The sequence below is a fragment of the Candidatus Poribacteria bacterium genome (assembly GCA_021295715.1).
Lineage (GTDB): Bacteria > Poribacteria > WGA-4E > WGA-4E > WGA-3G > WGA-3G.
This window is the reverse complement of record JAGWBV010000100.1, coordinates 1-14,754: the sequence shown is the minus strand read 5'-3', so window position 1 is coordinate 14,754 and position 14,754 is coordinate 1. Positions and strand designations below refer to the sequence as shown.

Annotated in this window: 17 protein-coding genes; 16 read left to right on the top strand and 1 reads right to left on the bottom strand. The window is 47.7% G+C overall.

Features of this window, described 5'->3' with window-relative positions:
* Positions 1-506 precede the first annotated feature (506 nt).
* The 11 genes from J4G07_19420 (at position 507) to J4G07_19370 (ending at position 9,055) form a co-directional block, all read left to right on the top strand.
* Positions 507-1,571, top strand: a complete 1,065-nt coding sequence (locus J4G07_19420; protein ID MCE2416159.1) for a 3-isopropylmalate dehydrogenase — start codon at positions 507-509, stop codon at positions 1,569-1,571.
* Positions 1,568-2,602, top strand: coding sequence for a DUF4037 domain-containing protein (locus J4G07_19415; GenBank protein ID MCE2416158.1), 1,035 nt, complete (start codon positions 1,568-1,570; stop codon positions 2,600-2,602). Before J4G07_19420 ends, J4G07_19415 begins: the two co-directional genes overlap by 4 nt.
* Before the next feature lie 38 nt (positions 2,603-2,640).
* The gene (locus J4G07_19410) at positions 2,641-3,513 is read left to right on the top strand and encodes a phosphotransferase (GenBank protein MCE2416157.1); all 873 of its coding nucleotides are present in this window, start codon (positions 2,641-2,643) and stop codon (positions 3,511-3,513) included.
* Between the two features lie 93 nt (positions 3,514-3,606).
* Positions 3,607-3,912: an ankyrin repeat domain-containing protein gene (locus tag J4G07_19405; GenBank protein ID MCE2416156.1), complete on the top strand. Its 306-nt coding sequence runs from the start codon at positions 3,607-3,609 to the stop codon at positions 3,910-3,912.
* Positions 3,913-3,935: 23 nt separating this feature from the next.
* Positions 3,936-4,262 (top strand): ankyrin repeat domain-containing protein, encoded by a 327-nt coding sequence (locus J4G07_19400; protein ID MCE2416155.1) that lies wholly within the window; start codon positions 3,936-3,938, stop codon positions 4,260-4,262.
* 210 nt (positions 4,263-4,472) lie between these two features.
* The gene (locus tag J4G07_19395) at positions 4,473-5,144 is read left to right on the top strand and encodes an HAD family hydrolase (GenBank protein ID MCE2416154.1); all 672 of its coding nucleotides are present in this window, start codon (positions 4,473-4,475) and stop codon (positions 5,142-5,144) included.
* Between the two features lie 60 nt (positions 5,145-5,204).
* Positions 5,205-5,846: a GNAT family N-acetyltransferase gene (locus tag J4G07_19390; protein ID MCE2416153.1), complete on the top strand. Its 642-nt coding sequence runs from the start codon at positions 5,205-5,207 to the stop codon at positions 5,844-5,846.
* Positions 5,847-5,911: 65 nt separating this feature from the next.
* Positions 5,912-6,391, top strand: a complete 480-nt coding sequence (locus J4G07_19385; protein ID MCE2416152.1) for a GNAT family N-acetyltransferase — start codon at positions 5,912-5,914, stop codon at positions 6,389-6,391.
* A 6-nt stretch (positions 6,392-6,397) separates the two neighbouring features.
* Positions 6,398-7,276, top strand: a complete 879-nt coding sequence (locus J4G07_19380) for a GNAT family N-acetyltransferase (protein MCE2416151.1) — start codon at positions 6,398-6,400, stop codon at positions 7,274-7,276.
* The gene (locus J4G07_19375) at positions 7,273-8,082 is read left to right on the top strand and encodes a class I SAM-dependent methyltransferase (protein ID MCE2416150.1); all 810 of its coding nucleotides are present in this window, start codon (positions 7,273-7,275) and stop codon (positions 8,080-8,082) included. Before J4G07_19380 ends, J4G07_19375 begins: the two co-directional genes overlap by 4 nt.
* Before the next feature lie 115 nt (positions 8,083-8,197).
* Positions 8,198-9,055, top strand: a complete 858-nt coding sequence (locus J4G07_19370; GenBank protein ID MCE2416149.1) for a hypothetical protein — start codon at positions 8,198-8,200, stop codon at positions 9,053-9,055.
* 99 nt (positions 9,056-9,154) lie between these two features.
* Here J4G07_19370 and J4G07_19365 read toward each other — a convergent pair whose 3' ends face one another.
* Positions 9,155-11,236, bottom strand: coding sequence for a hypothetical protein (locus J4G07_19365; GenBank protein MCE2416148.1), 2,082 nt, complete (start codon positions 11,234-11,236; stop codon positions 9,155-9,157).
* Between the two features lie 187 nt (positions 11,237-11,423).
* Here J4G07_19365 and J4G07_19360 point away from each other — a divergent pair, with 187 nt between their 5' ends.
* From J4G07_19360 to J4G07_19340, 5 genes are all read left to right on the top strand, one after another.
* Positions 11,424-11,651 carry a hypothetical protein gene (locus J4G07_19360; GenBank protein MCE2416147.1) on the top strand — a complete coding sequence of 76 codons (228 nt, stop codon included), beginning with the start codon at positions 11,424-11,426 and terminating at the stop codon, positions 11,649-11,651.
* Positions 11,652-11,667: 16 nt separating this feature from the next.
* Positions 11,668-12,282, top strand: coding sequence for a DUF123 domain-containing protein (locus tag J4G07_19355; GenBank protein ID MCE2416146.1), 615 nt, complete (start codon positions 11,668-11,670; stop codon positions 12,280-12,282).
* 66 nt (positions 12,283-12,348) lie between these two features.
* Positions 12,349-13,461 carry an aminopeptidase gene (locus J4G07_19350; GenBank protein MCE2416145.1) on the top strand — a complete coding sequence of 371 codons (1,113 nt, stop codon included), beginning with the start codon at positions 12,349-12,351 and terminating at the stop codon, positions 13,459-13,461.
* The gene (locus J4G07_19345) at positions 13,458-13,943 is read left to right on the top strand and encodes a hypothetical protein (GenBank protein ID MCE2416144.1); all 486 of its coding nucleotides are present in this window, start codon (positions 13,458-13,460) and stop codon (positions 13,941-13,943) included. Before J4G07_19350 ends, J4G07_19345 begins: the two co-directional genes overlap by 4 nt.
* 154 nt (positions 13,944-14,097) lie before the next feature.
* A partial coding sequence (locus J4G07_19340; GenBank protein MCE2416143.1) for a sulfatase-like hydrolase/transferase occupies positions 14,098-14,754 on the top strand: 657 nt, incomplete at its 3' end.

Here is a 14,754-nt window from a genome sequence, read left to right as displayed (position 1 = left end):
TACATTATACAAGAGGTATTTCTGTTTTACACCAAAAACATACTTATTCCTACTAAATTGACACCTATGGTGCGGTTAGGAAACCGCACCTACCGGGGTCCGGATGAACGTCGCGGTTAAATGCAATATAAACTTTTAGAAATGGTATTAGTTTTCGGTTCCGATCTTGGTTTTCGTTCATAGATGTTAAGGTTTTGGCACAATATCGCGAGCATGAAGAAATTGAGGAAATACCCTATCAAAACCCCCAAGCAAAAACACTCGTTCCTACAGCGGAAAAATATCCACACAGATAGAGGAAATATGGAAAATTATGGTAAACTTTAGAATTAACTGTACACTCTGCACCGGCGAGGTTAGAAACCTCGCCTACCTGGGGATCGGAGACTGTCTGCTTATTTTTCTGGTTTACCATAAATGCCCCCGGAGGTAAGCGTTTTATGCGTTGAATAATGGAGGGAATTCGGTTAAAATACTGTTTAAATAACGAATTCAGAAGGAAAAATATGGCTGAATACAAGATTGCGGTAATTCGAGGAGACGGGATTGGGATTGAAGTAATGGAGGAGAGTCTCAAGGTCCTCAACGCTATCGCCGATAGATATGACATCAAATGGGACTTTGTGGAGTTCCCGTGGGGTTCAGACTACTATTTCAAGCATGGACAGATGATGCCAGCAGATGCGCTTGATACCTTGGCAGCGTTTGACCAGATTTACCTTGGCGCAGTCGGACACCCTGATATCCAAGACCACGTTACGCTCAATGGACTTTTGCTGCCTATCCGACGTAGATTCGATCAGTACGTCTGTGAACGACCGAGTGTCCTCTATCCGGGCATCAACACGCCGCTCAAGGACAAGGAGGCTTGGGAAATTGATCTCGTCGTCATAAGAGAGAACACAGAAGGGGAGTATGCCAACGTCGGTGGGTTTCAGTACCAAGGGTTCCCCGAAGAGATCGGCGTGCAGGTTGGCATATTTACGCGCCATGGCTGCGAGCGGATTATCACTTATGCCTTTGAGCAAGCTCGGGCACGAGATAAAAAACGCAAAGTCACTTCAATCACCAAGTCGAATGCCCAAGGCTACGGCATGATTGTATGGGATACAGCCTTTGATCGGGTGGCTGCAAAGTATCCGGATATAGAGACGGAATCGTTGCTCGTGGACGCAGCGTGTATGGATTTCGTGCGGAGACCTGAGGACTTTGATGTCGTCGTCGCCAGCAACCTGTTTGGGGATATCCTCACGGACATCGGCGCGATTATCACCGGAAGTATGGGGTTGGCACCGAGTGGCAATATTGACCCGCAACGTCGATTCCCGTCGATGTTCGAGCCTGTTCACGGGAGTGCCCCCGACATCATGGGGATGGGCATATCGAATCCGCTGGCGGCAATCATCTCTGGTTCGATGATGTTGCGTTTTATGGGTGAGGCGGAAGCAGCAGAAACGATAGATACCGCTGTCCTAAAGGTGGTCGAGGACGGCAAGACCCTCCCATCGGATCTTGGGGGTCAATCCACGACCTCACAGGTCGGTGACGCTGTGGTGAATGCGCTCGGTTGAATAAAATCGTCGCATTATCTAAGGGGTGGCTGATGAAGGCACAAGACTTTTCACAATTCAATCCTGAAAACTATGTATTACCGCTGAAAGGACACGTATACTGTAAAGTTTTATTTCATGAAGTCTTTCTACCTGTCTTAAAAGAACGCTTCCCGGAGGTCCTTCCCCGCCTCAGTGCTGGAGTCATCGGATTAGGATCTGACGTTCTGGGTGCCGATGACGAACTGTCCCGCGATCATGACTGGGGACCCAGCAAGTGTCAACTTCTGCTGTCGGAACAGGATATTGCAGCGTATGGCTCTTCCATTTCTCAGGCACTGGAGGCGGCTATTCCAGATACGTTTTTAGGAATTGAGACAGCCACATTGCAACCGAAGACAATACGAATCAGCACCATCGATGCAGTCTATCGTGATTTCCACGAATCTGCGCATCCACCGGTGACGATCGAGGAATGGGCTGCCGCTGATGACAACGACCTCTGCTATGCGTCGTCTGGTTTTGTTCTCTACGACCCTTCTAATGCCCTTAGCGAACGCATCTCCGCTTTCCAAAAGACATACTACCCGGCAGATATCTGGAAGTGGAAGATCGCGAGTGATTTATGGGGACTTTGGCACAATGGCGACTACAATTCGTGCTACCGTCTGGCGAAACGCGGTGACAGTATAGGTTTGCTCATCGGTCAGGGTACTTTTGTCGAAGGCACGCTACGACTTCTGTGTCTGCTCAATAAACGCTTTCCAGTATACTGGAAATGGCTACACTGGCAGGCACAAAGCCTCCCGAAATGGATAGACATGATAGAACCGTCTCTCAAGAAACTCGAATCCGCAAACAATGATGAAACGCGCAGCGAGATCATCTACACCATCTGTCAATCAATTCGGGAAATCCTTTACAAAATGGATTTACTTCCCGATACAGAATGGCGCAATTACATGGGCAGCGAAGAAGTGGCACTGCAAATCGAATCGACGCAGGTGAAGGCGTTAATTCGGGAAAGAGAACCCCATTTGTATGTGTGGTAAAGGAAAAGTTATTGACTTGGCACTGATAATGGAGGAATATGCTCGAACTGACTGAGAAAAACTACCACGCAGCGGTTACTGAAAACTTCCCGCAGTTGCCAATTGAAACATGGGAGCGGCTCCATGAAGGTTGGGCGAATCGGACGTTTCTTGTCAACCAGCAGATAGTTTTTCGCTTCCCTAAACATCAGGTCGCAGCGCATGACTTGGTACGTGAGATGCGTTTACTGCCCGAACTTGCCCCTACCGTCCCGTTGTCCATTCCCCAGTACCTCTACCAGGGGCAACCCACACAACATTATCCGTTTGTGTTTGGCGGATATACCTTCATTGATGGAACGCCACTGAATCAGTGTCCACCGCACGTACAATCGGCATCGTGGTGGCAACCGCCGTTAGGAACTTTTCTCACCGCACTGCATCGCTTTTCTATAGATCGTGTGCAAGACTTATTTGAGACCGATGTTTGTACGACCTCACACGCATGGCAGGAAGGGATAACCAAGATGTGGGAAAAAATACGAACCAACATCTTCTCGCTACTGACTCACCGACAGCAAGAGGAACTTACCACCTATTTCGAGCAGGTGATGACCAATCCGTCTATCTTTTCCTTCACCCCTGTGGTTATTCATCAAGACTTTTATTCACACAACATTTTAGTTGATGTCGATAGGGAAACCGTCACTGGAATTATCGATTGGCGATCTTGCACGGTTGGTGACCCCGCAGAAGATGTTGGCGATCTGAGTGCATACTATGATGGCGTTATTGACGATGGCTGGCATTCTCGCTGCGCTTTTTACCGCCGTACCGCCCCATTTCCGGATTTACTCTATGTTCTCGAACACAACCAACAGGAAAAAGTAGCGTCAATCATGCGAAAGATTGACGCGTTATGGATACCGTGAGTCAATTCGCGCGATTTCGATAGATCGGGCAAAAGATAGACACCTCACGTTTATTCTTGGAAACACAATTAACCTAACACTTGGAGAATAGATATGACACTCGTTTCGATTCATGATGCAGCAGCCAACGGGGATCTCGATGCCGTAAAGAAAATCGTTGAACAGGATCCTCGTCTGGTCAATCAAGACGACAAATATGAATGGCGTCCTATATTTCATGCCGGATTAAGACGGCATTATGATGTTGTTAAATACCTAATAGACTGTGGTGCCGATTTAGCAGCTCACGATGGTTATGCGATTCACTATGCTGGAGAAGTGCCAGACAATAAGGAAGTCGTATCACTACTCATTACTCGAGCGAAGCCGCGCGCCAGTTTATATACGCCGTTTTCTTAGCCAATGTGCAGCGAGTCAACGCAATGCTCCGGGACACCCCAAAGTTAGTGCAGGAGCGTTACGCCCGTGGCGATACAGCCTTGCACCATGCGACTCGAAACGGTGATCTGGAAATTGTAGAACAGTTGGTCGGTAGTGGTGCAGATGTCAATGTAACATCAGACCATGGACATTTTCCGCTGTACTGCGCAGCAGGTCATGGACATGTAGAAACGACGCAATACCTCGTAGAACATGGCGCGGATTTACAAGCCAGACTCGGAGACGGCAAAACGGTCGTTGAGTGGCTAAAACAGTTTGCCGATCACGATCATCGTATGAAATCCTGTCTCGATGTATTGGAAAAATGATGCCTCAAATGCCGCACGACGATCGCGCCAGCGGTATGTTTTTATATATGGTAGATTTTAGAATTAATGAGACACTTTAAAGAGGCGAGATTAGAAACCTCGCCAGTGGGGTTGTCGGTTTTCGCACCTATTGAGATTGCCTCGCAGTGAGAGTTATTTGTAAGTTTTACCATAATATGCGAAAAATTAACAATCTAACGGAGCACTGATTTGAAAGCAGTCTTTTTTGATTTGTTTGAAACACTCATAACCGAAAAAACGCGAAAAGATTTCCAAGTAAGGGCTCCGTTTCATGAACGACTGGGCACGACTGAAGAGCGAGTCTCGCTTTGGTGGTCCGAAAACGAGATTGCCGCGATGACAGGAAAATTCTCTAATTGTCTGGCGGGATTCACCCATTTGTGCACAGCGGTCAAATCACCACTGACGAAAAATGACATCGTCATGGCTGCCCAAGAGCACGAGGCATGGAAATCAAAAGTCTTGAGCTGCGTCGAACCTCAGATATTTGAAATGTTGCGCGCAGTCCGAACGCGTGGGCTAAAAGTTGGAATTATCAGTAATGCTTTACCAGAAGAGGTCCTCGCTTGGCGATTCTGTCCGCTCCAAGATCTCGTGGACCCAGTTGTGTTTTCCTGTAGTGTCGGCGTAATGAAGCCCGATAGGGAAATATTCGAGCTGGCTTGTTCACGCATGTGTGTTCAACCTTCTGAAGCGTACTTTGTCGGGGATGGCGGTTACGATGAGCTGCAGGGTGCGGCATCTGTCGGGATGCGGACGATTCAGGCAGCGTGGTATCAAGATCGAGAAGTGGAATGGTCTTGCACATCTCCTTTAGTCCGAGCAAACTCGATAAGAGATCTTCCCGGGTTGCTGTGTTAGATCACGATGTGGACAAAGAACAATATAGATACCATTTGACTTTGGGAAGGAACAGAAGAGATGCCAAATGCGATAGACTTGGCGAGCCTTGAACTCCACGAGCTTACACCAGACCGTGCCAACGACTTCTTTGACCACTTCGACGGGGACGCGTTCGCCGATAATCCTGAAGGGTCTTCCTGCTACTGCTGTTACTTCCATTGGGTCGGTGCTAATGGCGAGGATTGGTCTTCGAGAACTGCAGCAGCAAACCGTGAGTGGCAATCCGAACTCATCCAACGCGGTGAAACGACTGGTATTCTTGCTTATCTGGACAATCATCCGATTGGATGGTGCCATGCAGCCGAAAAGCGTTCCCTTTCTCATTTGGCGACCATGGACGTTCTGGCGAGTTCTGATGATGAATCCGTTGGTTCCATTGTGTGCTTCATCATAACCAAACGTTTCCGAGGAACAGGGCTCTCGAACCTTCTACTTGAGGCAGCGTGCGACCTGCTCGCCAAGCGATCTCTACAGATTGTGGAGGCATACCCAGATCGCCATGCCACTGACAGTTACGCAAACTTCCATGGACGGCTTGACATGTTCCTTGATACCGGTTTCCAAATTCATCGCGAACTGGAAGGCGATATGACTGGAATCGTAATTGTGAGACGGTGTCTGACGGACCAGCACCCAGTAGAGCCATCTAAATCGCTTTAGGACGCGACGATCACGCATATACCATTATTCATTCATACAAACCCTCAAAATAAGGGAAAACTCCAATGAAGATTCAGATCGCTACATGCGCTGATATTCCAAGTTGGCTTGAACTGGCATCGGAGGTCGAGTTCCTTTTCGGACCGATGGTTGACCAGCCTGATTTTCATAGCGCACTATACAAAAACATAGATCGGGAGAGTGCCTATTGTGTTCGAGAACAAGATAGGTCAGCCGGAGCCCCATTGATGGGAGGTTTGTTTCTGTCCTCCAGACCGCCTGAATACCATATCCGCTGGCTGTCCGTGGCTGAACAATGGCGGCGCGGGGGTATCGGTACGGTTCTCTTAGAGCATGTATTTGGTTTGATTAACCCGCCTGCTGAGTTGTTTGTCACAACATTTGGCGAGGATAATCCGGAAGGTCAGCCAGCGCGGCACTTCTATAAGAAGATGGGTTTTGAATCTTTTGCAGAGGCACCTCTAGGACCGGAAGGCGGATCCAGAGAGATCTTTCGGAAATCCTTTCCGATACAACGGAAATAGAAAACGATGATCGAAATACGATCCCACAACCATGCCAGCGAACTCAGTTCACTTTCAGGCACTTACTTGGAACGGCATGAGAGCGAAAACAATTTGCCTATTGGTCTCGTTTATAGGCTCTCCGAGAGTCCGCACTACTACGGATCCAAATCGCCTCTTTTGCTGAGTATTCTGGAACAGGAGAGCGTCGTGGGTGTCGCAGTAATGACACCACCGAGAAGAATCATTTTAAGCAGAATTGACACAGATGTCTTGGCTGCTACAACTCACCTTGTGGACCGTCTACGCGGAACTAATACGCGAACACCGGGGGTTGTTGGACCATCAGTAGAAGCGCAAGCCTTTTCTGACTGCTGGGTTGAAGAGGCGTTCGGCATATCAGCCAGAGTCGCCATGCAAATGCGTGTATTTGAGGCAAGAAAGGTCGCGGATGTGTCCCTTTCACCGGGAAAGCTACGTCTGGCGCGTCCGAATGACCATCCACTTATAGCGAAATGGATTGCCAACTTTTCGGAGGAAATAAAAGAACCCGTCGACCTTGAAAGTGCTAAAAGCCACGCTGAACGCTCCATCAAAGGGCAAGAACTTTACATTTGGGACGACGGTGCGCCAGTTTGTATCGCCAAAGAAGCACGTCCGACGAGAAACGGGACAACAATCAACACTGTGTACACGCCTCCTGAGCACCGCAATAAGGGATATGCGACTTCGTGCGTTTGGTCGTTAACACAAAAGATGCTCACGGATCGTTATTCATTTTGTAGCCTATATACCGATTTAGCGAATCCAACGTCTAACAGCATCTATTCCAAAATCGGTTATGTCCCCGTTGGAGATGCTCTGGCATTCGATTTTCAATCAAAAAGGGTTGGGAGTAAAACGTGAAAACTATAAGACCGAGACAATACTGGAACGATTACGCGTCCCGGTTCAAGAACCGTAGTTTGGCAGACGCATACGAACTCCGACCTCCGTATCCAGAGGAAATGTATAAGATACTTCTCAATGTGCTGAGGAAATCGCGAGGGAAGGTGCTGGATGTTGGATCTGGTCCCGGAAAGATAGCACGGTTCCTTGTCGATCATGTAGACAGCGTTGATGCAGTTGACTTCTCACAGGAAATGATCCGAGTAGGGAAATCGCTCATCAACGGCAATCATCCAGACCTTCGGTGGATCAATGGACGCGTCGAGGAGGTGCCGTTGTATCCGCCTTACGATATGGTGACGGCTGGCGCCAGCATTCACTGGATGGAATGGAGTGCGGTCTTTCCAAGATTCAAAGAAATGCTAACGACAGATGGGTCCCTCGTCATCATTGATGGAGACCGTCCGATTGAATCGCCTTGGCACGACGCAGAACTTTCACTCATCCACAAATATTCCACCAATAGACACCATGAGCAGATTGACTTAATCCAAGAACTCGTGGATAGAAAGCATCTACACCTGATTGGAGATAAGCGCACAACACCGATTCGTTTCTCTCAACCGCTTACAGACTATGTTCAATCCTTTCATTCGAGAGAAAGCATGTCCAAAGAACACATGGGAGCGGAAAATGTTAGGGCATTTGACACTGAATTATCGCATATCTTATCTGACTTTGTTGATGATCAAGGTCTGCTCAGTTTCCAATTAGCAGCAAGGGTTACCTGGGGAAAACCATTGGCACAGGACCAAGCATTGTGACTTCTAACACCGTGTTTTTATAATTTTATGCACCCTTTTTGCCTCCAAATTGTGTCACTAATCACTACAAAGTTATTCATTGCGGATTCAGAGAATTTTTAAGGAGGGCTCTCTCATGGTTAACAACTTTAAGTTCCTACTCATGGTAGTTTTGTTTCTTAACTTCGTCGTGTCCGTTTTTTCCTTCCAGCCTTCTGGTGGCGTTTTGTCACTGGATGGTGTTGATGATTATGCCATACTCCCGTTTGAAGAACACGGGTATCTGTTTTCCAAAAATACCCGTGAGTTTACTGTTGAGATGTGGTTTTATCCGAAATCTGGACCAACAAATCACGGTGGTAGCGACATCATTCTCAGTCAGCAAATTTACTTCGGATTGAGCGCAAACCACTCGGAATGTAAAAGCGATGTGAGTCAGCTATGTTGCTACGGTGGAGCATATCTGGAAGGAGAAACAGCCCACGGTGTCTCGTTTTTTTATGCGCCAATGGAGAGAAACCAATGGAACTATGTCGCCATCATTTACAAGGACAGCACATTTGGTTTCGCATATAACAATCGGATTAAACGGAAAAACAAATTTGGCGTGATGGATCAAGTGTCCGTGGAGGATCTCGGAAAAATTAAAGATTTCTTCGTAGGTCGGTATGAGCAGGAAACGGTCCGAATTACTCGCTTTCATGGCGACATTGATGCTATAAGATTTTCGAGGATCGCCCGGTATGACTTACCTGACCTACCGTGGTTCGAGGAGCCATTCGATCCACCCGACCATTTCTTAAGTGACAGGGACACTTTAGCACTTTGGAATTTTGATGAACGAGAAGGTGAAACCCACTTCCAAGATGAATCAAAAAATAAAAGGATGTTAATCGGGATGAATGGGGCTTCAATCGGCAGTGCGCTTGCCGTCAATCCGGATAGCACCTCTCTAACAACGACATGGGGGCAAATCAAGGCGAGGTCGCGTTGAATCTGACATACAGAATCTTAAAGTAGAAAGTCAACTCCCACTATTTCAACTGTTGATAGTTGGCTCATTATTCCGCAATTCTTGTAGGAAGATGGCAATTTAATTCGCCAATGATCGAATACTGAAGCCGCTCCAACCCCATCGCTTGTACTCCCCTTTTCCACGGGTATATATCACCTGCGTCAAAAGTTCATCTGTAATCGTGATATTGTAACGCCTTTCAATCGTCTCATTTCCGACAGGAATTTGCAATCGCTGAATCGGCTTCTCGTCATTCGCAATGAGATTTATCTCTAAGGGTTCGGGTTCATCTCCTTCATCTGCGCTGAAATAGCATATCACTTCGTATGCTCCATTCGGAAGTGCGACTCGGAAAACGCCATCTTCTTTCCCCAAAATGCTATCCTCGTAAGGTTGTGATACCTCAGACTCCCTTTGTGAGTCTTCACGCGCTGACACTGTCAACCAACCGTATTTTCCATCAGTGTAAGTTGTATCCACATACACAGGAATATATCCTGATGCTGTCTGACCATCTTTGGGCTGCATGTCAAAGGAGACAACGGTTCCGCCACTCCACATCTGAAGATCGGGGGGTGTCCGCTTGCGGCGATAGAGTCGATTGTAGTCGTTGGAATCGATGAGTTCATACTCTTCCTCCAAACCGGCGACATCGTCATACTCCGTCCGCCAAATGATGGCATAATCAGCAGACAATTCTTTTTCTTTGTATTGCAGCGGAAAATGATCCGTATTCGCCTCGTAGTTGTCGAGGTAACCGATTCCTTTATGCGTTGCTAACAGACACTCAAGGTGCCCAAAGGGTTCAACGTATTTGGGTTCAAAACCGAGTGAATCTGAGAAACCACCCCATTCTCCCGGTTCACTCGTCAGAATAGTATCTTCCTCGGTCATACCTACCAAGGAGAGTGCGTTGGTGATGTCCCGATTCAGCAGCGTATACGTGTGGACATTGTAGCCGAGATGCCATAAGGACAGAGCAATAATAACCCCCGCCACGGCATAGTTTACGTATCGATGCAGATTGATAGCGAAGAACGGAATCAACACGAGAAATATATATAGATGAAACCGGTCATTTATCCAACCGCCGCTGTAGCCAGACCAAGGTGCTATGTAAAACATTGCAGTGATGAGGACTGACATAATCAGAAACCCATCCATCTGCGTCACAACACGCGTCCAGAACCGTTCACCCGTCTCTTTCCATTCCTCTGATTCTCGGAACCGATGGTACTGTCGAATCCTGTTGATCACCGTGAGGACGAAGGCAATGGCGAAAAAGACCAGCAACACCCGTCCGATGAGCACGTGATCATCCCGAAAAGAAACCAAGGATTTCATACCGAAGAAGTAATCGTTGAGCCATTCAACGCCTTTATGGTTGCTGTCTCCCCCATGAGCATTGGAAAGGTAGAAGTAGTAGGAGAACAGGATGAAGTAAGCGGGGACAAGCGTGCCGAGGAACGTTAGTGTAGGTTTAAGCGTTATCATACCGTCCTTGAGTCGAGATCTGAGTGGTTCTGATGTTTCTTTATAACCCCATACCCCGCGCAGTGCATCGTAACCCGATGAGAAGAGTGCAAAGAACGTCAGAGACATGACAAGCAACGCATACGAGTGATAATGGGTGAGATAGGTCGCCAACAACAATACGTATATGACGACGATGTTTGACAATCGGAGTTCATCTTTGACTCTCCACCAGTAACCCATCGCGAAGAAAAACAGGGACATACTGAGGACAAAGTTGTAAAAACCCATGTGGAGCAGATAGTTGTAGGCGAAGAGAAACCCAAGTAGTCCAAAGACAACATTTCTCTTTGCGATGCCGTTGAGGAAATAGAAGAGGGAGAACGGTAGGAGACCGATGCAGAGTGTAAGTACTATCTTTTCACAAACGAGTGGTGGAAAGACGTACAACAGGACAACAAGCAGGGCGTGAGAGGTCCAGTTCGGGAAGATCGTGGCGTTCAGTTCGTAGACTTCGCGCAACCGGTAGTTTTCGTGCTTATGGTACTCCTTCACCACGTATGAGTTGTAGATATGACTTGCGCCATCCTGCGTCGGGAAATACTTGAAACCCCAGACCGGCAGAAGATGTAGCACCAGCATCACAAAAACCGTAATATATCCAATAGATAGTTGACGTGCCTTCATTATTTCTATGACCTCGTTGGTGTCCGTTTGCTTTTTGCATCCTACTCAAGTCCTATTCTAATAGATTTCTGCTTTTGTTGCAACACGCAAAATTTAGCGTGCCTTCGGTGATGTTGTAAGTCAAAACTTGCCGTCTATTCCGATTTGTGATAGACTACTCTCGAGATTGATGTGTAAGGAGTGAACCATGGTAAGGGAAGTACAGACAGCTCAAAATGTATGGCCAATGCTAACGGAGGTCGTATTCGTTCCTCATGCCCAAAGCGAATACCAACGGCTTACGGAAGTACTGGACAATTTAATCGATGTCGTAGGTGAGGAGGAAGATCATCCCTTGGCTTCACTGATGGAAGTCATTGGTGTATTGATTGAAAAATATGAAGACGAACACGTCCCAGAGTTGACAGAAATATAGCCAATAGGTTGGAGCGATGGAAATCCCAAATATTGTTATAATCGGCGATGATTCACAGGCTGGAACATACATCCTACGGATTTACCTTAAAGAAAATACCACATTAAAATTTGGTAGGTTCAAGAAAGGTAAACGCATTTCATTGCCTATCGGGGACTATGTTTACGTTGGCTCGGCACTTTCGGAAAAGGGATCGACTTCATTGGCACGGCGACTTATCCGACACGCAACGCGGAGTGGTGATAAACCACCGCACGCTATCAGAGAAGCGATGGTAAAGCAATTCCACAATTGCGGTTTGGGTCCGTCTGATCCATTACCGAAAAACGGCAAAAAATTGTTCTGGAACGTCGATTTTCTCTTGGATCTGCCATCGGCGGAACTCGTCAATATCTTTGCCGTCCGTTCCGCTGAACGTTTGGAAAACAGACTTGCCACGCGATTTGAACAGGATCCACACACAGAAATTATTGAACCCGGGTTAGGGGCAAACGACACACCGGGTAACACACACCTGCTCCGCGTCCAAGCAGATAAGATATGGTGGGCATCCGTCGCGGACAAGGTAAAGGTGGTTTTGGAAGACAGTACCTTAAATCAAACAAACGATGCTGAAAGTCGAATTTCTTAAGAAACTCATGCCTGAATTATTACATGAATCCTTTTATATCCAACCACAACCACTTTTGAGGTAGATATGCACGATCCACGACTTGATAAACTCGCAAATGTTCTCACGACCCATTCCACGAAAATCCAATCCGGCGAATTTGTGCTCATTGAAGGGATCGACATCCCACAAGAGATGGTCATTGCCCTTATCCGGGCAGTTCGGGAAGCGGGTGGGATCCCGCTGGTTGAAATCAAGCAGACCCGTATCCAACGTGAAATTATTCTCAACGGAGACGATGCTGGCATAAAATTGATTGGTGAATACGAAACATACCGCATAAAAAAGGTACAGGCGTATATCGGTATCCGTGGGAGCTACAATATCACAGAAATGTCCGATGTCTCAGCGGAAGCAATGCAACGCTATCAAAAGTATTGGATACGACCTCTCAACGATATCCGCGTGCCACAGACAAAATGGGTCGTTCTACGATGGCCCCACCCGGCAATGGCACAGCAGGCACAGATGAGCACAGAGGCGTTCGAGGACTACTATTTCGACGTCTGCACACTCGACTACAGCCGAATGGAACAAGCGATGGGACCGCTCAAGTCTCTGATGGAGGAAACGGATGAAGTCCACATCGTCGGTGAAGATACCGATCTCCGGTTCAGTATCAAGGATATTCCCGTTATTCCGTGTGCAGGCGAGTGTAACATCCCTGATGGCGAATGTTTCACCGCCCCCGTGCGAGATTCCGTCAACGGGACTATCCATTTCAACACCCCCACAATCTATCAGGGAACGACCTTTACTGACATTCGACTCCGCTTTGAGAACGGTCAAATCGTTGAGGCAACAGCGAATAACACCGAAAGGCTGAACGATATTCTTGATACAGACGAGGGGGCGCGGTATATCGGTGAGTTTTCTATCGCTTTTAATCCTTACATCACGAACTCGATGCTCGACATTCTATTCGATGAGAAGATCGCAGGATCTTTCCATTTCACGCCCGGTCAGGCTTACGAGGAGGCGGATAATAGTGTCCGTTCCGCCGTCCATTGGGATATGGTCATGATACAGACCCCTGAACATGGTGGCGGAGAAATGTATTTCGACGGAAATCTGATTCGGAAGGACGGACGATTTGTCCATCCTGAATTGGAAGCACTGAATCCGGAGAATCTGAAATGAGTAGAGAACAGCACCGAGTACACGGCGATCCGCAGCGATTTGAAGTTGTCGCCGATTTCATTGCTGCACGATATGGTAATACAATCCACTCTATTGCCGATGTTGCTGGTGGGAAGGGAATATTAACCCGCCTTCTCACCAAGAAGAAAAATTTCGCATGCGATCTCATTGACCCGCGTCGGACAGTGCTCAAAGGCATCGACCATCGTCCGGATCAGTTCGATCCTGACATGGCAGACTATTATGACCTCTTGGTTGGACTCCATCCCGATGGTGCGTTGCGTCAATTGGGAGAGGCAGCCCTCGTCCGACCTGCTGTGATAATCCCGTGTTGCAACTTCTGGGATGAACAACGGCGTGGGCAGTATGAGTTGTTGACGGCAATTGAGGACTTCTATCGGCAACATTCCGTCCAGTTTGAGCGAATTGAACTCGACTTCAAGGGACCGAAAAATATCGCCATCGTCTCCGAACCTTTTTAACTATGCAGCCTCTGGACTGCTCTTCTGGTGCAAACCACGTGTGGGAAACTTGCGGGACAAGGCGCGTGAAGTTCCAGGGGAAACACCCAAGCAAAAACACCCACGTTGTTTAACCGCCAAGAAAATTAAAAAAACTGTAAGGAATAATTAAAAAATGGCACGACAACCCAATATTCTTTTTCTTCTCACCGACCAGCAACGTTTCGATTCACTCGGCTGTAACGGAGCACCCATTTGCAGAACGCCTGCTATCGATGAAATCGCCGCAACAGGTATGCGGTTCACAAACGCCTATACCCCTATCGCGCTCTGTTCACCGGCGCGTGGGTCTCTACTCACCGGACTTTACCCCCACAATCACGGACAGTTATCAAATATGGGCAATTTCAACGCTGTGTTTGCGAACCAGATCCTCGATAAACCGGCGTATCCAAAACTCCTCGGCGAGGCAGGCTATCGGGTCAGTTGTATCGGTAAGTGGCATCTTGCGAAAGAAGGCGACACAGAATTTTGGGGTTATGATAAGTGGCACCCCTATCGCGAGTGGCATCAGTGGCTTCGCGAGGACGGTATTGACTTCCGAATTGATAGGGATGCCGTCCAACCGTATGAGTGGGGCGGTGAGGCACCCTTCTACGGAAGACACCCGCTTCCTGCTGAACGGACGATGGAAGCGTGGACTGCAGACAAAACGATTGAACTCATCAATGGTTACTCCGATTCCGAACACCCTTTTATGATTGCCGCGAATTTCTTTGGACCGCACTTCCCGTATGCTGTGCCAGCTCCTTACGACACGATGTACGATCCG